The sequence below is a fragment of the Lysinibacillus sp. RC46 genome (assembly GCF_041262385.1).
In the GTDB taxonomy this organism is placed as follows: domain Bacteria; phylum Bacillota; class Bacilli; order Bacillales_A; family Planococcaceae; genus Lysinibacillus.
The window spans coordinates 1-18,591 of record NZ_JBGCCF010000039.1 but is presented as its reverse complement, the minus strand read 5'-3'; the positions used below and the strand labels follow the sequence as shown (position 1 = coordinate 18,591).

Here is an 18,591-nt window from a genome sequence, read left to right as displayed (position 1 = left end):
TGTTATTTTACATATTGATCAGGATTTACAATATAGAATTTTTCAATATTAAGCCAGCTTTCACTCATTGGCTCACCGTCATCAACACGTTTTTCTGTTTCTTGCATCATCCAAGCTGTTTGGGATGCGTGTGCTTGTAATGCTTTAATTTTATCCATCTTCATTTCACTGATATCGTTGACAACATGTGGCTCACCATTTTTTTCAATTGTATCATTTGCAAAGGCACAGCCTAACACTTGTGGGCGTGCGGCTTTTGGCATACGACGAACAGCTTCTACTACAGCACGTGCTGTTGCCTCATGGTCAGGATGAACTGCAAAACCAGGTAAGAATGTAATGATAAGAGAAGGCATTAACTCCTCTATTAAACCTTCAACAAGCTTTACCATTTTTTCATCGTCTTCAAATTCAATCGTTTTATCACGGAAACCAAGCATACGTAAATCTTGTATTCCCATAGCCTCTGCTGCTGCAACAAGCTCCTTGCGTCGAATTTCTGGCAAAGATTCACGTGTTGCAAAAGGAGGATTTCCTAAATTACGCCCCATTTCGCCTAAAGTTAAACAGGCATATGTAACAGGTGTATTCATTTTCTTTGTATAGTAGGCAATTGTTCCAGCAACTGAAAAAGCCTCATCATCTGGGTGAGGGTAAACAATTAAAATATGACGTTGTGGTTGTAAATTCAAAAAGTTGTCCCCCTTAGTAAGTAAATGGCGTTTCGCTAATTTCGAGTGCAATCGCCAATTTACCTGAGTAGTCTAGTCCAGCCATTAATAAACGGCCTAAATCATCTAATTCAAAATGTGTGATGCCTTGAGCATAAACCCAGCCATGTGCCATTTTTAATCCGACACGATGGGGTGAATCATCTACCACTTTAGCAAGTTCATAGTTGATTTTTGCATTGCGAATAAAAGCACCTGCATTGAAAAATTTCTCATCATAGTGTGCTGCATAAGAACCGTTTGTCGTCTCAAGATGAATATAAACGTCTTTGTTGGCGAAAGAATTCAATAATTCCTGCAACGTCTTTACTTGTACTTCTTGCATCTTAACACTCCTCTCGATTATTTCTCCTTTAAGTATAGTTAAAAAAGATGACAAAGGGAAATCGAAAGACTTTGTTGCCAAACTAATCATAAATGTTATTGATAAAATACTGAAATTTCTTTATTTTAAAAAAACTATTTTTCACTATTATTAGTGTTAATTCCTTGAAAAAACTATTTTGATGTATCAATATAGGACACATGAAACAGATTAATATAAATTGTGTCGTTATAATTTGTATGCGGTTTCATAAATAAAATATGGGGAGATTGATACTATGATATATGCAAATCCTAATACTCCGGGTGCAGTAGTAAATTTCAAAGAAAAATATGATAACTTTATCGGTGGCGAATGGGTTCCTCCAGTAAAAGGTCAATACTTTGAAAATAAAACACCTGTAACAGGTCAAGTTTTCACAAAAGCAGCTCGTTCAACAGTTGAAGATATTGAGCTTGCCCTTGATGCAGCACACTCAGCAAAAGATGCATGGGGTAAAACAAGTGCAACTGAGCGTGCCTCTATTTTAAATAAAATCGCAGATCGCATTGAAGAAAACTTAGAAATGATTGCTGTTGCAGAAACATGGGATAATGGTAAAGCAGTTCGCGAAACTTTAAAAGCAGATATTCCTTTAGCAATTGATCACTTCCGTTATTTTGCAGGTGTTATCCGTGCACAAGAAGGACGTACAACACAATTAGATAACGACACGGTTGCATACCACTTCCAAGAGCCACTAGGTGTAGTTGGCCAAATCATTCCTTGGAACTTCCCAATCTTAATGGCTGCTTGGAAAATTGCTCCTGCACTTGCAGCGGGGAACTGTATCGTGATGAAACCAGCTGAGCAAACGCCAGTTTCATTATTAGTGTTAATTGAAACAATTCAAGATATTCTACCAAAAGGCGTACTTAACATTGTAAACGGCTTTGGTGTTGAAGTTGGTAAACCACTTGCAACGAACAAAAGAATTGCAAAAATTGCTTTTACTGGTTCAACAGCTGTTGGTCGCCAAATTATGCAATATGCAACTGAAAATATTATTCCTGTAACGTTAGAGCTAGGTGGTAAATCACCAAACGTATTCTTTGAGGACGTAATGGCTTCAGATGATGAATATTTAAATAAAGCAATTGAGGGCTTTGTGATGTTCGCATTAAACTCAGGTGAAATTTGTACTTGTCCTTCACGTGCACTTGTTCAAGAATCCATTTACGATAAATTCATTGAACTTGCATTAGAACGCGTAAAAGCTATTAAAATTGGTAATCCATTAGATACAGAAGTCATGATGGGTGCTCAAGCTTCTAACGAACAAAAACAAAAAATCCTTTCTTACTTAAAACTTGGGAAAGAAGAAGGTGCTGAGTGCTTAATAGGCGGAGAAGAAAATATTCTTGAAGGCGACCTTGCAGGAGGTAACTACATTAAACCAACAGTTTTCAAAGGTCACAATAAAATGCGAATCTTCCAAGAAGAAATCTTTGGTCCAGTGCTTGGCGTGACTACATTCAAAGATTTCGATGAAGCTATGGAAATTGCAAATGATACAGAATATGGTTTAGGTGCTGGTGTTTGGTCACGTTCTGGTGACATCGCTTACCGTGCAGGTCGAGCTATTCAAGCTGGTCGTGTGTGGACAAACACTTATCATCAATATCCAGCGGGTGCTGCATTTGGTGGATTCAAACTTTCAGGTATCGGTCGTGAAAACCACGCAATGATGTTAGATCACTACCAACAAACTAAATGTCTTTTAGTGAGCTACAAAAAAGAAGCACAAGGATTTTTCTAATACCAAAGGATGAATAACAACATGGTAGAACGAGTGATTGCAACAAAAGAGGCTTTAAATTTAATAGAGTTAATTAAGAGTCAGCATGGCGCTATCATGTTTTATCAATCTGGAGGTTGCTGTGATGGCTCTGCACCGATGTGTTATGTAGAAGGAGATTTTAAAATTGGTGAAAACGATATCTATCTTGGTACAATAGGCGACGTTCCTTTTTACATTCATAGAGCGCAATATGAATATTTTAAGCATACGCAATTGATTATTCATGCGATTGAGGGCAGAGGTGCAAGTTTTTCTTTAGATAGTGTTGAAAATATGCATTTTATTACAAACTCTAGAGTATTCACAACAGAAGAGTATGGAGAAGTAATAAAGCTCTTTTAATTGATTGCATCTTTTAATCTATGAAGATTTTCAAGCAATATCCTTGAAAAAATTATAGAAATATATCAATATAATGAGTGTGAAAGCAATTTTGTACAAAATGTGTCGTTTTGTATTGTATACGGTTTCACAAATGAAAAGATACTGACCATGATTTCTTCCTTAACTGACGGAAAGGCAGCGCTTGATGTTGAAGGGAATTTTAAACTAGGTAATAACGAATTCTATCTTGGTACAATAGATGACATTCCTTCAGCATTGATATGTATAGCTGTAAAAAAGGGAAGAAGACTGAAAGTTCATTATCATAGTATAGTAAAAAAAGCCGCGATTCTCTTTTATGACGGAGAATTGCGGCTTTTTATAATTAGCGGTTTTTGTGGGGGTATGTATTTGTTAATATCGGTTGAGTTTTCGTTCAATGGAATCTAGACGATTGTTGAGATGTGATAGATGCTTATGCATTTGTCTAAATTGTACACTTTGATTTTGCGCGTCGGATGTTCTTGCTTGTTCATTTGCCTCTTCTTCCTGCAATGCTAAAATGGTGGAGAGGGTTGCTAGTGAATACCCTATTGTCAAAACCATTGAAGATATTAATTCTACTTTGGTAGAGGTTATATCTCCACTTTGGGTACCTGTATCTTCACCTAGGAGACCTGCTTCTTGACCAGCTAGGAAATTCCCTTCTCCGTTTGGGTCTTGTTGTTGTCTACGTCTTGCCATTTTTCTCCCTCCCGTATACAGCTAATATATGGCATATGAAGTAGTAGCGTATCTTGTCCAGAGAATTAATAAAAAACGACAGCTGAAATAAAAATTCTTAATTTTCAAATAATTTATTTGATTTTTATGGAAAAATAGAGCAATATAGTAGAAATAAACAGTTGTTTTTAGGGGGAATAGATGTGAACAAAAACTTTAAATATTGTAAAGATTCTAGAGTTATGCGTACAAGTCGAGTTTTTCCGAATGATATTAACAATCATAATACACTGTTTGGCGGTCGATTAATGAGTGACATCGATCAAGTAGCTTCAATTTCTGCTGCTAAGCATAGTCGTAGAGATTGTGTGACAGCCTCAACGGATTCTGTAGACTTCCTGCATCCAATACGCCCGACCGATTCTGTCTATTTCGAATCTTATGTAACGTGGACAGGGACATCTTCAATGGAAGTTTTCGTCAAGGTCATTTCTGAGAATTTGAAAACGGGAGAACGTAAGGTAGCGGCAACAGCCTTATTAACCTTTGTTGCATTAGATGAAAATAATAAACCAGCCCCAGTTCCATCTGTTATTCCAGAAACAGTAGAGGAAACAAAACTACATGAAACGGCATCTGAACGAGCAAAGGCGCGTGCAGATCGTAAAAAGGAAAGTAAGGCATTGGCTCAATTCATTTCGATGAACGATCCATGGGATTATCGGCTCGAAATGATGGAGAACTACTATATGTAAAAGAGGCATCTGAAACTAATCAGATGCCTTTTCGTTATTTATGAGCTAATTCAACGGATAATTGGTCCGAATCATTAAGTGCGTTTTGTAAAATATCTTCTGTATTCAATAATGCTGTTCCTTGGACACGCAGGATTTTAAAATCTTCTATCCCAAGAAAATTAAACATTGATTTAAGGTACTTATAGGAATATTCCACTTCAGTATACCAATCGTCATTTGTATAGAGTGAACCACTTGCCTGTATAACGACCCGGTGAATAATGAAATATAGTGTCATGGTTGAATATGCCCTACACAGTCTTGTTTATTTAATAGATGTACCACCAAGTGAAAGCATTGGGATAAGAATTTCAAGGGTTATCAGAAACCTATCTCTCAAAAGTTTTAGGTAAGTTGTCTAAGGAAGGGATTGTAAGTTCAGTACCTGGCGTAAAAGGAGGTTATCGTCTTAATAAGAAACCAGAAGATATTTCGTTTTGGGATGTTGTACGAGCTGTTGAAGGTGAAAAGCCAATATTTCAGTGTAGGAATATTAAAGCAAACTTTGCTTATCAAGACACAGACAAAGAGTGTGAATCTTGTTCGAGTTAATCGAACTGTACTATTAATATTGTAATGCTTGAGGCTGAAGAACAAATGCGAAATTATTTACGGAATAAGACAATAGCATGGTTAGAACAAGAATTACTACGCACTTTACCAAGTAAGCAAATAGAAGAAGCAAAAGAATTCTTTAAAAGAAATAAAAGTTAACTTTTAGAAATAGTAAAAGGAGATTATTTGGTGATTTTTCATAACGAGAAATCGCTTTTTTCTTTTGGAGCAAAAATGGCAGTATTCCATTAGTTGAAAAAGTACAAGCGTATGATCAAAAAATTGAAAAACTACGTTCTGAACGAAAAGTATCGAAACAAGCGCACAAAGCGTTTATAGATTTCTCAATAAATCCAAGAAAAAAGAGAAATCGAATGACATCGATTTCTCTTTGTCTGGATATCAGCTAGTTATGTCCCAGTCTCTTTTCGCTTTTAAATTTCTGTCACTGTTACTTGTGGTGCGCCAAAACGAGATTTTGCACCATGCATAACTGGTCCTACATAGTCATTTAATGCCCAACCGTGAGCGATTGCAGCAGAAACGAATTCTTTTGCTTCAATTACAGCCTCTTGTACTGAAAGACCGTTCGCGAGGTTTGCTGTTACGGAAGCAGCAAATGTACAGCCAGCCCCGTGGTTATAAGTAGAAGCTACTTTTTCAGATTCTAATAAGTAGAATTTTTCGCCGTCGAAGAATAAGTCAGTTGCTTTTTCAGTAGCTAACGCTTTTCCACCTTTAATCACAACGGCTTTGGCACCAAGGTCGTGAATTTTACGAGCGGCTATTTTCATTTCCTCGATAGTTTTTGGTGTTCCAGTTCCAGCTAATTGGCCAGCCTCAAATAGGTTAGGTGTTGTAACTGCAGCCAATGGTAAAAGATGTTGAATCATGGCATCTGTATTGCCAGGATTCAATACTTCATCTTCTCCCTTACATACCATTACAGGGTCAATGATAACATTTTCCGTACCAGATTTTGCGATAGCATCACCTGCGATACGAATAATTTCTTCTGTTGATAGCATACCGGTCTTTACGGCATCAATGCCTGTTGAAAGAGCAGTATCGATTTGTTTTTGTAAAAGCTCTGTTGGTAATGGCGTTACGTTATGAGTCCAACCGTTTGGATCCATTGTTACGACAACTGTTAATGCCACCATGCCATATGTGCCGTGCTCCTGAAATGTTTTAAGATCAGCTTGCATACCTGCGCCACCTGATGTATCTGAACCAGCAATCGTTAAAGTTTTTTTAAGAGCCATGTGGAATATCTCCTTTATAGATGAAAGTTTTAAAATTACCATCTAGTATAGTCTTATTCTGATGTTATAAAAATAGTCAGAGTTAGATATTTTTAGAAGGTCAGTTTAACTTCTTTCAGTAGAAGTCTCCTATCTCTAAAGACGGTGAGATGGATGTGGGTTTTTCTCACTCTTCATCTGAAAGAAGTTAAAGCCTCTGGCGGATGTCACAGAATCGGAAAGGAGTTCATAAGGATGTTAGCCTAAAACCATTGTATCCATGCGATAAAGGCTAACTGACCTGCATCGTTGCTGTTGCCGCTACGCTTTCGCGCAAAAAACATCTGTCGCTGCCGCTACGTTAGCACTGCGCTTCCGCACAAAAAACATCTGCAGGTCTAAGCACAAAGCCGATCTGGACGCATTGTTTATCTGTAGCGAAAGCAAAGCGTCAGCTACAATTATGCCAAGGCATAATTGAACGGGATACTTGAATTCAACATTATTTTTTTGTACCGTTGTAAGAAGAGGAAGGGGCTTATATTACAATGAAACAAGAATTCCTGAATGATTGGCAAGCAATACTTGCAGAAGAAATAGAAAAGACATATTACACAAAGCTACGTCAATTTGTAGCAGATGAATATTCAGCAGAAACAATTTATCCCCCGATAAATGACATAATGAATGCATTTAATACGACGGCTTATCAAGATGTAAAGGTCGTAATTTTAGGTCAGGATCCGTATCATGGACCAAACCAAGCACATGGATTAAGCTTTTCGGTCATGCCGGGAATTAAACATCCACCAAGCCTACGCAATATGCTACAAGAGTTACAAGATGATCTTGGCTGTCCAATCCCTCAAAATGGAACATTGACAAAATGGGCGCAGCAGGGAGTAATGTTATTGAACACAGTATTAACTGTTCGAGCAGGTCAGGCGAATTCTCATAAAGAACAAGGATGGGAGCAATTTACCGATGCTGTAATCGATAAATTAGCATCAAGAGATAAACCAATTATTTTTGTGCTGTGGGGTAAACCAGCACAACGTAAAAAACAATTAATTCGTAAACACTCAACACCACATTTAATTTTAGAAGCACCTCATCCAAGTCCACTAAGTGCTTATCGAGGTTTTTTCGGCAGTAAACCATACTCCAAGATCAATACACAGTTAGTGGAATGGGGAGAGCAACCAATTGATTGGAGTCTAGCTTAGATTGGCACAAATCGTATTTCTTCATTCAGTAAATATTTTTTAGCAAAAGCGAAGCGACAGCAACAATTACACCAAGGCGAAATTGATGCACATCACTCATCATTTCGTGTTACAGTTAATAGAAGAAAGTGAGGAACGACGATGAAGGTAAATTGTTTCAAATGTCAATATTTTAAAGTAACGTGGGACCCACAAACTCCACGGGCCTGTGTAGCATATGGCTTTAAAACGAAGCAAATACCATCTGTTGTCGTTAAACAATCCTCTGGCACAGACTGTCTAAAATTTGTGCCAAAAGCAGAAAGTGGGAGAATGCAATGATTCCTTATCAAGCCGTTATTCAACAACTTGAAAAACAATTATCTGGTGTCAAAAATGCAGGAGACGAACAACAAATTCGTGAAGCCTTAACGGCAATCCGAGCATTATGTGATGTGGTATTAGACTCATCTGATAGCATTTCTAAAGCCCAGTCAAAACATCTGCCACAAATGCTTGTGTCAGAGCCAAAGCAAACAAGCCTATATACGGCAAAAATTGAAGAAGAAGACGGAGCAAATGGTGATTCAATTTTTGACTTTTAATTATCTTTATTCAGCGAAGACTCCCACCTCTGAAGGTGGCTAAATGAATGCGGATGTGGTTCCTTTTCAGTAGGTGTCCCAACGCCTACTGAATGAAGATAAAGCCTCCGGCGGATGTCACAGATTTTGAAAGGAATAAATTGTGCAAGCACAATTCAAAATCCGGACCATTGTTTATCTGCGCGAAAGCGGCAAATGTTTTCTGTAGCAAAAGCAAAGCGTCAGCTACAATTCGCCAAGGTGAAATTGATAAAAGGTAGGGAAAATGACATGAAAAAATTTATCGTAACAGGTGCACTCCATGGCTTTTTAGCAGTGGCATTGGGTGCATTCGGTGCACATGCTTTAAAAGAGGTTCTAGACGATTATAGTCGCGGAATTTGGGAAACAGCTGTTCAGTACCAAATGTTTCATGCCACGGCTTTACTGGTGATTGGCATATTGATGAGCTCGAAACTACTAGGTGAAGTAAAGCAGTTAAATTTAGCTGGAATCTTTTTTAACCTAGGTATTGTCTTCTTTTCAGGAAGCTTATATGTACTGGCAATTAGCGGCGTTAAAGTTCTAGGTGCCATCACACCAATTGGTGGTGTTCTATTTTTAACTGGCTGGGTTCTAATTATAGTTGCTGCCCTTAAACATGCGCGATAAAAATTGAATATAAATTTTCTTTCTAAGTTACTCCTTTGCACAATGTGTGAGGGGGTTTTTGTTTTATTACAGACCTCTTTCAAGAGAATTTTCCTTCCTCATCAACAATATTATTTCAATAGAAAGGTAGTTTTAATTCCTATTGTTTTTGTAAGGATTTATAGTACACTATTATTATCAAATAAGTTCGACAAATAGGAAGTGAGGTTTTGTGATATGGAGAAGCTTTTTACTTTACTAGATAATAACTATGATGAAATGGTAGCGATTCGTCGTCATTTACATGAATACCCGGAATTATCCTTTGAGGAAGTGGAAACACCAGCCTATGTAGCTGCTTTTCATCGAGCATTAGGACATGAGGTTCGTGAGCATGTAGGTGAACGTGGTGTTGTTGCTACTTTACGCGGAGGGAAGCCAGGTAAAACAGTGGCACTGCGCGCTGATTTTGATGCATTGGCAATTCAGGAGGAAAATGACGTCCCTTATAAATCAAAAGTGGATGGTAAAATGCATGCATGTGGACATGATGGTCATACTGCAACATTATTAGGGCTTGCTAAAGCACTTAATGCTATAAAGGATGATATTGCGGGCAATGTGGTATTTATTCATCAGCATGCAGAAGAAATGGCACCAGGTGGAGCAAAGCCTATGATTGAAGATGGCTGTTTAGATGGAGTAGATGTTATTTTCGGTACACATTTATGGGCACCAACACCGTTAGGGGATATATTGGTGAGAGATGGAGCAATTATGGCTGCTGCGGATAAAGTGGAAATTACGATTCATGGCAAAGGTGGTCACGGTGCGGAGCCTCATCATTCTATAGATGCAGTTACACTTGCGTCACAGTTTGTAGTTAATGCACAGCAAATTATATCTCGACGTATTGATCCATTAAAATCAGCCGTCTTAACGATTGGTCATTTGGAGGCGATTAATCCTTTCAATGTTATTGCCGAACGGGTAGTATTAGCTGGAACAGTCCGTACTTTTGAAGAGCAGGTACGTAAACAAATGGAGCAAGAACTTGAGGCCATTTTAAATGCCACTTGTTTGGCATTCGGTGCAAGTTATGACTATCGTTATACAAGAGGCTATCCACCTGTGTATAATCATGTGAAAGAAACAGAATTTATTGCACAACTTGCAGCAGATATACCTGGAGTAGAAAATATAATAACGTGCCCACCATTTATGATTGGTGAGGACTTTGCGTATTATTTAGAGAATGTACCAGGAACATTTTTCTTCACAGGTGCTAAAAAGCCAGAATGGGAAGTAGCATATCCTCACCATCATGCACGCTTTGACTTTGATGAACGTGCAATGTTGATTGCTGCTAAAACATTAGGAAAAGCAACATTGCAGTTTTTACAAGAAAACCAATAGTAAATAAAAATTGGCATGCTAGGAGGTATCCTAACATGCCAATTCTTTTGATCTAATGGTAAATATCCATGCAGATTCCTCGTTACATACGAAAATATTTGCAATGCAAGCAAGAACACCAGACCCAATTGGCAGTCTAGCGGAACTTGCAATGCGACGAAGCGTGAGTAAAACGGAGCGAAGGAGCAAACCGATTCTGTACTTATTTTATTCGCATATAGAGGAGCGGGATTTTACCATATAAGAAAATATGAATTTTTGAATAGCTTATTTCTTATGGATTTTGGTTAAAATAAGCCATTTCTTCATCATACTCAGCAAAATCAAAGTAAATCATTGGGAATAGGAAACGATGATTCGATTTGAGTTCACGTAAAATAACATGATCTCGACCAGCAGCTTCTACAACGCCTCGCACAGTTTTCGTGTTTTTCCCTTGCTCTACCGCATGCTCGAAGGAAAAATGGAAAGTACCAGGTTTTCCGCGATTCAAACGGAAAATATTTTCAATATACGATTGCTCCCGTCCAGGTGGTCGTGCTCCAGTCGTCTGTGGAGGCATTACCTGTGGAGGCATTTGTTGTTGCGTTGTCGGTGTCCAATAATAAGGCATCATAAGTTATCAACCTTCTTTCTTTTAGATTTGAGGACAATCTTCTTCGGTTGGCGAGAAGAAGCAATGTGCTTTGAATCTTCCCGTGTTCCACTGACCATACCATTGCGCTGGACAATCTCCCTCAGGTCTGAAAAACCATAGCGAACGAGTCGCCGGATGGAATCTTTCGCCTTGAATAACTCTCTTCGCTAATCGAAGATCTTGATCACGTGCTCGTTGATAAAAGTAGCCTTTTTGTGTCGCTTCAAAGCCCCCAGGACGCTGAAAAACCATTTGTTCAATTGTACGAACATCCGTAAAATCTAAACAATCGGCTCGTACACGATTGACGCCAACATTGCCGACCATCAGCATACCTAAATTTCCTTCACCTTCTGCCTCAGAGCGCATAAGCTTTGCTAACATGGCTGTTTGTGCATCATTCGTCTTTATAACGGCGATTTTCACTCCTCCTCGCAGACAGTATATGCATGATGGTATTGTAGACATGTTCAATTTTAACTTTTTTCAGCAGATGTCTTTTGACCGAAAGCGAAGCGACAGGTACAGATGTCTCCCACCACTATAGGCGGGGAGATGAATACGGGGCTAAGTTACTTTTCAGTGGATGCCAAAACACCTGCTGAAATAGAGGAACTCAGTCTAAGAACGCCACGTCCTGTGGCAATGACTGAGTGACCAACATCTTGTTGCTGCCGCTGCGTTAACACTACGCTTTCGCACAGAAAACAAAGCCTCCGAGCGCATTGTTTATCTGTGCGAAAGCGAAGCGACAGCAACAACTATGCCGAGGCATAGTTGATCGAAAGAAATTCACAATTTAAAAATGCTAAGCATATATTAGTAATAACGAGTAGTCTGTAAAAGAGGGCCAGATTTTAAAAATTTAGATATTCAACACCAAACGTATGCCATATATAAGTTGATTGGAGTGAGGATGAGCTCCTTGGGAAACAGCGTCACAGATAAGACCCGAAGCGCAAAAGGGTAGGGAAACGAAGGCAAATAGCATCACGTCCCGTGGTAACGCCTTGTGATGAGCATTCTGTTGCTGCGCTACGCTTTCACACAGAAAACATTTTTTGCCCCAACGTCCTCAGGAAACAGCCTAGCCGGAACGGAAATCAACCCCACGTTATGGTGATGATCCTAAATTTTGCAAAAATGGGTAAATGGAGATAGAAAATATAATCGGGAATGTGAGATAGGAAATTGCATGTGTATTGAATACATGTGAGGTGATAGGGTATGGAGATTGGTGTTTGGGTAGGCATTTTGTTGAGTGCTGTGCTGGCATTTTTAGTAGGGAGTTTTTACGGACAGCCACTCCATTGGTATCTCTTTATATTAATAATTGTAGTAGGATTTTTCATCCATACAATCATACTAATTTTGAAGGTTAAGGATGAAAGGTCTTGAGGTATGAAAATAAGAAAGTGTCATCGTTGTGGTGACACTTTCTTATTTTTTGTTAATTTTTTTTGATTAAATAGATGAAATCTAATGTTTTGCAAGTATATTAAAAACAAATTGTGACATACTAAAGTGGAAAATTATTTTTTGCTTTCATGAAGGAGTGTTATAATGCATAGTTTTGGTACGTTTGTAGCAATTATCATAAGTGCATTCATGGCCGTTGGTATAGCAGAATACTATCATCAACCTTATAATTGGTATTTAGTTTTTCTTATGATTCTAACTGGCTTTTTTATTCATACAATTATTTTAATATTGGAATCAGAGAACAGCGAAGAAAATGAATATTAAAAAATGCGAGTCCGCTACTATGGACTCGCATTTTTATATTTAAAAGCATTTTAGACAGTTAAGAATTTCACAAGTTTTTCGTTATCAAGAAGGTTTCCAACGAAGAATGCACCGAACTCACCGTAGCGAGCTGAAACTTCATCAAAACGCATTTCATAAACTAATTTTTTGAATTGTAGTACGTCATCTGCGAATAGTGTTACGCCCCATTCGTGATCGTCGAAGCCAACAGAACCAGTAATGATTTGTTTAACTTTACCTGCATAGCCACGACCAATCATACCGTGAGAACGCATTAGAGATTTGCGTTCATCCATTGAAAGCATATACCAGTTGTCATTGCCTTGACGACGCTTATCCATTGGATAGAAGCATACATGTTTAGCACGTGGAAGTTCAGGATATAGACGAGCACGCACATGTGGATTTTGGTAAGGATCTTCGTCTGAATCACCGGCTAAATAGTTAGAAAGCTCTACTACAGATACATACGAATATGTAGGAATAGTAAAATCAGCGATCGCTAATTTATTGAATTCAGCTTCAAGCTCTTGTAGCTCATCCATTGTTTCACGTAATGTCATAATCATAAAGTCAGCTTTTTGACCAACGATTGCGTAAAATGCATGAGCACCTGTTTTAGCGATATCAGCCTCGTTTAATTTTTCTAAATATGCAATGAATTCTTCTACTGCTGCTTGGCGTTCCTCAGCAGAAACTAGTTTCCATGAAGCCCAGTCAATTGAGCGGAAATCATGTAAAGCGTACCAACCATCTAAAGTAATTGCTGCTTCATTCATTATTAAAAACACTCCTTTATAAGTGAATACCATTCAAATTTTAGTTTATCATAGTTTGTACAAATTCCCTAAGTTCATGATGGCATTTCACGAATTTGACACCTTCTATAGATAATGTATTCTAAAGAGAATAGATGTAGATAGAGGAGCTCCAATCATGAAAAGTATTTTACAACAGCCGATTTGGCGTTTTTACGATCAATCCATTAGCGCAAAGCAAAGATCGCCACTTGAATCCTTTGCAACAGACGATACTTTATGTCAGTTAGTTGGGCAATTAGCCTCTCCACCAACTATTCGTACATGGGTACATGATGCATCGGTTGTGCTTGGTATTCAGGATCACCGTTTACCATATGTGCAGCGGGGCATGGACTTGCTCAAAGAACGTGGCTACGATCCTATTATACGCAATTCAGGCGGATTAGCAGTGGTGCTTGATGAAGGTGTACTGAATATTTCTATTGTTTTATCTGAACAAACGGAAGCGCTAAGCATTAATGATGGCTATGATGTCATGGTAGCTCTAGTAAAAGGCTTGTTCCCTGAAGTAGCGGATCAAATTGAAGCCTATGAAATTGTAGGCTCCTATTGTCCAGGTTCCTATGATTTAAGTATTGCAGGAAAGAAATTTGCTGGTATTTCTCAGAGACGCTTACGTCAAGGGGTAGCAGTGCAAATTTATTTATGTATTGAAGGAAGCGGTTCAGATCGAGCTGCACTCATTCGTGACTTTTATGAGGAAAGTCTAAAGGGTGAGGAAACAAAATTTACGTATCCAAACATTGTCCCTGATGTGATGGCGTCATTATCTGAACTAATTGATGCATCATTAACAGTGGAAGTCGTTGTTATTCGTTTACAGCAGCTTCTTCACAACATGGCAGAAGACATTCGAGCTGAATCTTTTCATGATGAAGAATTGACGCTATATGCGTTTTATTTACAACGTGTTTTAGATCGGAATAAGAAAATGCTTGAACCAAAGTGAAGCATAATCAGTAAGGGTGCCATGTTCAAAGAAAAAAGCGATGCTGCTAATTAAGCGCATCGCCATTTTCTTGTGTATAAGTGCTACTTACAACAAGATTTCCGTTTTTCTCCATTTTGAAAACAGGTGCAATTCGTTCTTCCTCTTCATCTAGTGTTACTAGTCGTCTAGCACGGTTCATAATTTGAACAAATTGCTCGTAATCTTTTCGAATAGCTCTATTTTCCTCTTCTAGCTGTGTAATTGTCTTCTCTAGTTTTTTATTTTTCTCAGATGTTACGTGTACTAGTTGTCTCCATTTTGAAGACTCATTACCTATTTCACCAGAGTGTTGTAAACGTAGTAAATAGGCTATAACAATATCAAGATTTAATGCAGATAGAGGAATCGATTTACCCTCTGCAGCACTACTATTAACTGTAAACATACTAGAAGCACGGCGTCTTGCTGGAGCTCCTAACACTCGCATTCTTTCTTTTCTTTCCTTTTTGGCTTCTGATAATTGTTCCTCATATTCTTTACGAACAACAGCATTCCAACGAAAACCACATGCAGCAGCAGTACGATTTAAAGCATCACCAGCTTCTTCAAAGGCATTTAATTGTGTACTACCTTCCGTCACATGGCGAATAACCGCCTCTGCTAATAATTCATCGTTTTCTTCTAACCAAGCATCTTGTCTTACTTTACTCATATTAAAATCCTCCCACCTTTATTTGGAACTTTTATTTACAACTAGCATGACCAATCTTTTAACCTTTTATTCATCTATGTGAAAGGAATTATTATGCTTGAATACAAGGGGAAAAATGCGATACAATACCCGATGTAGGTTTGTACGTATGCTACATACTTAACTATGTGAAAGTCATACGTTCAATAGAGACGAATTTTTGATTTTTTGATTAAAAAAATACTATATAGAAAGGGTTGTTGACAAAATGGCAAACGAATTTAAAGTTTGCGATGAATGTCAGGCCGTTAACTTAAAAACGTTAATTCCAAAATTAAAGGAAATCGATCCTGATGCAACCATCGAAATTGGCTGTCATTCTTATTGTGGCCCAGGACGTAAAAAAACATTTACCTTTGTAAATAGCCGTCCTGTTGCTGCATTAACGGAAGAAGAACTAATGGAAAAGGTTTTAGCAAAGTTAAAAAAATAAGTAAAACAAAAAGCTATCTTCACTAGTCTAGTTGGAGATAGTTTTTGTTTTTTCTGCATTTTTAATATAGCGACGGATAGAAGAGTTGAAGCGAAGGATAGAATCATTGAAGCAACGGAAAGATCATCGAAGTGACGGAAAGAAGAGCCAGAGCGACGGAAAGACTCATCGAAGCGACGGATAAAATCATCAGAGCGACGGAAAGACTCTGTGGTGACGGAAGGAAGAACCAGAGCGACGGAAAGACTCATCGAAACGACGGAAAGAAGAGCCAGAGCGACGGATAAAATCATCAGAGCGACGGAAGGCCATCGAGGTGACGGAAAGAAGAGCTGGAGCGACGGATAAAATCATCAGAGCGACGGAAGGCCATCGAGGTGACGGAAAGAAGAGCTGGAGCGACGGATAAAATCATCAGAGCGACGGAAAGTCATCGAGGTGACGGAAAGAAGAGCCAAAGCGACGGTTAGACTCCCAGGAAAGCGCCCAGTTGGAACGGAAATCAACCCCCACGTTATGGTGATGAGCATGGAAATTAGGTCAATAGAATCCTAAATTAAGACGAGAATACAGCGAGTTAGGTTGATAGTCTCTATAATTAAAAGGAAATATGTATGCTAGTCCTATATTTATCGCATATAATAGAACAAATAGGAAACGGGGGTGCTGTACAATTGACACATTATGCAAAAGCTAAATTACAAGAGGAAAAAGTATTCAAGGATCCAGTGCATCGCTATGTGCATGTACGGGATCAAGCGATTTGGGATCTAGTTGGCACGAAAGAATTTCAGCGATTACGACGAATTCGCCAGCTCGGTACAACATTTTTAGTATTCCATGGAGCGGAGCATAGCCGCTTTAGTCACTCGCTTGGCGTTTACGAAATTGTACGCCGCATAGTAGATGATATATTTGCAGGTCGTCCTGAATGGGATGAGGATGAACGACTGCTTGTGCTTTGTGCAGCCCTATTACACGATTTAGGGCATGGACCATTTTCACACGCTTTTGAAAATGTCTTTGAGCTTGATCATGAATTTTATACAAGACAAATTTTGCTCGGCGATACAGAAGTGAATGCAGTATTAAAAAAAGTATCAGCTGATTTTCCAGAGAAAGTATCACAGGTAATTGAAAAAACATATCCGAATAAGCAGGTCGTCAGTTTAATATCGAGCCAAATAGACGCAGATCGTATGGATTACTTACAGCGTGATGCTTATTTCACTGGTGTAAGCTATGGTCATTTTGATATGGAACGTATTTTAAGAGTGATGCGTCCACGAAAAAATCAGGTCGTTATTAAGACGACGGGCATGCATGCGGTAGAGGATTATATAATGAGCCGCTATCAAATGTATTTACAGATTTATTTCCACCCAGTATCTCGCAGTGCAGAGGTTGTTTTAAATAATATTTTAAAACGAGCTAAACAACTAAGCTTGGCAGGCTACAAATTTAAGCACGAGCCTACACACTTCTTAGCGTTTTTCCGCAACTCAATTACCCTTGAGGATTATCTTGCATTAGATGAAAGTATTCTTTTTACATATTTTCAGCTTTGGATGCAAGAGGAAGATGCTATACTAAGTGACTTAAGCCGCCGTTTTGTTAATCGAAAGTTATTTCAATACATCGATTTAGACCCAGGTGTAGAGCTAGATAAATATCAAAAACTCCAAGAACTCTTCAAGCAAGCTGATTTAAATCCAGAATATTACCTTGTCCACGATACGACGGCAGATTTACCTTATGACTTTTATCGACCTGGAGAGGAAGAAGTGCGTGTTCCTATTTTCTTAGAAATGAAAAATGGAGAGCTACGAGAGCTATCGCGTGAATCTATTATTGTTGATTCTATTTCTGGCCGCATGAAGCGAGATCATAAAGTCTATTTCCCTCTAGATTTCTTAGAATACAACAGTACCCATTCCGATATTAAGAAGAAAATATTAGCCTTACTTCAAGGAAAAGGGAAAAATTAAAAAATTTTTTTTATGTATAAAAATGTGTATATAAAATAATTAAATTAAATAGTATTTCAACATACAAATAGTGAAAAACAGTGAAAGTACTCTAATTGAGTTATTTTCACTGTTTTTTTGTCGTGTATAAAGATGAAAAAAGTGGAAATAATATAGAATTTTTTAGAATTTTTTAAATAGAAAGTCCGTGATTGTTTAGAAATTGTTTAGTATCATCTTATATAATGAGCCTAAAACCCTAAGGGGGGTGAGGTCGATTATTAAAGGTGTCACAAAAGTACTATGTATACATTCGAATTGTACATCGAACATACATAAGTCATCATGAATACCTACTCGTGAGTACTTAATAGAATGTATGACGACATCTGAATAGAAGGAAAGAGAGACCAACCTATTGTTTGTGGCATACTTTTGCAACATGCAGAAAGGATGCAACGTCGTCAGCAAATACCAACAGGTATCCCTCTGAACTTAGAAAAGGAGAGAAACATGAAGAAATTAAAAAAATTAAACATAGCAATGATCTTAATGCTACTCGTATTCCAAACGGTATTATCACCGATTTCAGTGTTTGCAGTAGAGCAAGAACAACCTGTAGCACCTGCAGCTGAATCTGGAAAAGATGATGGTATTGGTTCCACAGGTGTAGGAGAACAACCTGAAACACCAAAAGAGTCTGGAAATGGTGAAGGGACTAGTACTGGTTCCACGGGTGAAGTCGAACAACCTGAAACACCAAAAGAACCTGGAAATGGTGAAGGGACTAGTACTGGTTCCACAGGTGTAGGAGAACAACCTGAAACACCAAAAGAGTCTGGAAATGGTGAAGGGACTAGTACTGGTTCCACGGGTGAAGTCGAACAAC

Annotated in this window: 22 protein-coding genes and 3 pseudogenes; 14 read left to right on the top strand and 11 right to left on the bottom strand. The window is 38.3% G+C overall.

From position 1 onward, the window contains the following. Window positions 1-2: 2 nt before the first annotated feature. Both bshB2 and ABH966_RS23825 read right to left on the bottom strand, forming a co-directional pair. Window positions 3-692 carry a bacillithiol biosynthesis deacetylase BshB2 gene (gene bshB2 / locus ABH966_RS23830; protein WP_370082812.1) on the bottom strand — a complete coding sequence of 230 codons (690 nt, stop codon included), beginning with the start codon at window positions 690-692 and terminating at the stop codon, window positions 3-5. Between the two features lie 13 nt (window positions 693-705). Beyond that, a complete protein-coding gene (locus ABH966_RS23825) occupies window positions 706-1,056 on the bottom strand; it encodes a YojF family protein (protein WP_049667947.1) in 351 nt (116 codons plus the stop codon). Between the two features lie 277 nt (window positions 1,057-1,333). Between ABH966_RS23825 and exaC the strand changes: the two genes are divergently transcribed. Together exaC and ABH966_RS23815 are read left to right on the top strand one after the other, a co-directional pair. Further along, window positions 1,334-2,854: an acetaldehyde dehydrogenase ExaC gene (gene exaC, locus ABH966_RS23820; RefSeq protein ID WP_370082810.1), complete on the top strand. Its 1,521-nt coding sequence runs from the start codon at window positions 1,334-1,336 to the stop codon at window positions 2,852-2,854. A 21-nt stretch (window positions 2,855-2,875) separates the two neighbouring features. After that, on the top strand, window positions 2,876-3,238 hold the full coding sequence (locus tag ABH966_RS23815; protein WP_370082808.1) for a DUF779 domain-containing protein: 363 nt from the start codon (window positions 2,876-2,878) through the stop codon (window positions 3,236-3,238). A 396-nt stretch (window positions 3,239-3,634) separates the two neighbouring features. Here the strand turns inward: ABH966_RS23815 and ABH966_RS23810 are convergent, their stop codons facing one another. Further along, window positions 3,635-3,964: a hypothetical protein gene (locus ABH966_RS23810; RefSeq protein ID WP_370082806.1), complete on the bottom strand. Its 330-nt coding sequence runs from the start codon at window positions 3,962-3,964 to the stop codon at window positions 3,635-3,637. A 182-nt stretch (window positions 3,965-4,146) separates the two neighbouring features. On the opposite strand from ABH966_RS23810, the gene ABH966_RS23805 reads away from it, so the two are divergent. Beyond that, complete coding sequence (locus ABH966_RS23805; protein WP_142509401.1) at window positions 4,147-4,698, top strand: acyl-CoA thioesterase; 552 nt, start codon at window positions 4,147-4,149, stop codon at window positions 4,696-4,698. Between the two features lie 34 nt (window positions 4,699-4,732). Here ABH966_RS23805 and ABH966_RS23800 read toward each other — a convergent pair. After that, a pseudogene (locus ABH966_RS23800) lies at window positions 4,733-4,951 on the bottom strand (NAD(P)H-dependent oxidoreductase); the annotation flags it as partial. 10 nt (window positions 4,952-4,961) lie between these two features. Between ABH966_RS23800 and ABH966_RS23795 the strand changes: the two are divergent. Then, a pseudogene (locus tag ABH966_RS23795) lies at window positions 4,962-5,454 on the top strand (Rrf2 family transcriptional regulator). A gap of 275 nt (window positions 5,455-5,729) precedes the next feature. On the opposite strand, the gene thiD reads toward ABH966_RS23795, so the two are convergent. Beyond that, window positions 5,730-6,560, bottom strand: a complete 831-nt coding sequence (thiD, locus tag ABH966_RS23790; protein WP_370082804.1) for a bifunctional hydroxymethylpyrimidine kinase/phosphomethylpyrimidine kinase — start codon at window positions 6,558-6,560, stop codon at window positions 5,730-5,732. A 527-nt stretch (window positions 6,561-7,087) separates the two neighbouring features. Here thiD and ABH966_RS23785 point away from each other — a divergent pair. The 5 genes from ABH966_RS23785 to ABH966_RS23765 all read left to right on the top strand — a co-directional run bounded on the left by ABH966_RS23785 (window position 7,088) and on the right by ABH966_RS23765 (window position 10,395). Beyond that, complete coding sequence (locus ABH966_RS23785; RefSeq protein WP_370082802.1) at window positions 7,088-7,765, top strand: uracil-DNA glycosylase; 678 nt, start codon at window positions 7,088-7,090, stop codon at window positions 7,763-7,765. Window positions 7,766-7,906: 141 nt separating this feature from the next. After that, entirely contained in the window at window positions 7,907-8,086 is a 180-nt protein-coding gene (locus tag ABH966_RS23780) for a uracil-DNA glycosylase (RefSeq protein WP_068985233.1), read from the top strand. Next, window positions 8,083-8,349, top strand: coding sequence for a YwdI family protein (locus ABH966_RS23775; protein ID WP_370082800.1), 267 nt, complete (start codon window positions 8,083-8,085; stop codon window positions 8,347-8,349). The genes ABH966_RS23780 and ABH966_RS23775 overlap by 4 nt, the downstream gene beginning before the upstream one ends. Window positions 8,350-8,619: 270 nt before the next feature. Continuing rightward, the gene (locus ABH966_RS23770; protein ID WP_370082798.1) at window positions 8,620-9,000 is read left to right on the top strand and encodes a DUF423 domain-containing protein; all 381 of its coding nucleotides are present in this window, start codon (window positions 8,620-8,622) and stop codon (window positions 8,998-9,000) included. 216 nt (window positions 9,001-9,216) lie between these two features. Continuing rightward, a complete protein-coding gene (locus ABH966_RS23765) occupies window positions 9,217-10,395 on the top strand; it encodes a M20 family metallopeptidase (RefSeq protein ID WP_370082796.1) in 1,179 nt (392 codons plus the stop codon). Between the two features lie 274 nt (window positions 10,396-10,669). Here the strand turns inward: ABH966_RS23765 and gerQ are convergent, their stop codons facing one another. Next, window positions 10,670-11,011 carry a spore coat protein GerQ gene (gene gerQ, locus ABH966_RS23760; protein ID WP_142509394.1) on the bottom strand — a complete coding sequence of 114 codons (342 nt, stop codon included), beginning with the start codon at window positions 11,009-11,011 and terminating at the stop codon, window positions 10,670-10,672. A 21-nt stretch (window positions 11,012-11,032) separates the two neighbouring features. Continuing rightward, a complete protein-coding gene (locus tag ABH966_RS23755) occupies window positions 11,033-11,416 on the bottom strand; it encodes a cell wall hydrolase (RefSeq protein ID WP_370082859.1) in 384 nt (127 codons plus the stop codon). 1,179 nt (window positions 11,417-12,595) lie between these two features. Here ABH966_RS23755 and ABH966_RS23750 point away from each other — a divergent pair. Continuing rightward, window positions 12,596-12,778: a hypothetical protein gene (locus ABH966_RS23750; protein WP_370082794.1), complete on the top strand. Its 183-nt coding sequence runs from the start codon at window positions 12,596-12,598 to the stop codon at window positions 12,776-12,778. 50 nt (window positions 12,779-12,828) lie between these two features. On the opposite strand, the gene hemQ is transcribed toward ABH966_RS23750, so the two are convergent. Continuing rightward, complete coding sequence (gene hemQ / locus ABH966_RS23745; protein ID WP_370082792.1) at window positions 12,829-13,578, bottom strand: hydrogen peroxide-dependent heme synthase; 750 nt, start codon at window positions 13,576-13,578, stop codon at window positions 12,829-12,831. Between the two features lie 157 nt (window positions 13,579-13,735). Between hemQ and lipL the strand changes: the two genes are divergently transcribed. Further along, window positions 13,736-14,569: an octanoyl-[GcvH]:protein N-octanoyltransferase gene (gene lipL / locus ABH966_RS23740; protein WP_370082790.1), complete on the top strand. Its 834-nt coding sequence runs from the start codon at window positions 13,736-13,738 to the stop codon at window positions 14,567-14,569. 46 nt (window positions 14,570-14,615) lie between these two features. Here lipL and ABH966_RS23735 read toward each other — a convergent pair whose 3' ends face one another. Continuing rightward, window positions 14,616-15,263, bottom strand: coding sequence for an RsfA family transcriptional regulator (locus ABH966_RS23735; RefSeq protein ID WP_370082788.1), 648 nt, complete (start codon window positions 15,261-15,263; stop codon window positions 14,616-14,618). Between the two features lie 247 nt (window positions 15,264-15,510). On the opposite strand from ABH966_RS23735, the gene ABH966_RS23730 reads away from it, so the two are divergent. Next, the gene (locus ABH966_RS23730; RefSeq protein ID WP_049667962.1) at window positions 15,511-15,735 is read left to right on the top strand and encodes a YuzB family protein; all 225 of its coding nucleotides are present in this window, start codon (window positions 15,511-15,513) and stop codon (window positions 15,733-15,735) included. A gap of 189 nt (window positions 15,736-15,924) precedes the next feature. Here ABH966_RS23730 and ABH966_RS23725 read toward each other — a convergent pair whose 3' ends face one another. Continuing rightward, a complete protein-coding gene (locus ABH966_RS23725; protein WP_370082786.1) occupies window positions 15,925-16,089 on the bottom strand; it encodes a hypothetical protein in 165 nt (54 codons plus the stop codon). Next, entirely contained in the window at window positions 16,089-16,241 is a 153-nt protein-coding gene (locus tag ABH966_RS23720) for a hypothetical protein (protein ID WP_370082784.1), read from the bottom strand. The genes ABH966_RS23725 and ABH966_RS23720 overlap by 1 nt, the downstream gene beginning before the upstream one ends. Window positions 16,242-16,349: 108 nt before the next feature. Between ABH966_RS23720 and ABH966_RS23715 the strand changes: the two genes are divergently transcribed. Continuing rightward, window positions 16,350-17,723, top strand: a complete 1,374-nt coding sequence (locus ABH966_RS23715; protein WP_370082782.1) for an HD domain-containing protein — start codon at window positions 16,350-16,352, stop codon at window positions 17,721-17,723. A gap of 492 nt (window positions 17,724-18,215) precedes the next feature. Beyond that, a pseudogene (locus ABH966_RS23710) lies at window positions 18,216-18,591 on the top strand (hypothetical protein); the annotation flags it as partial.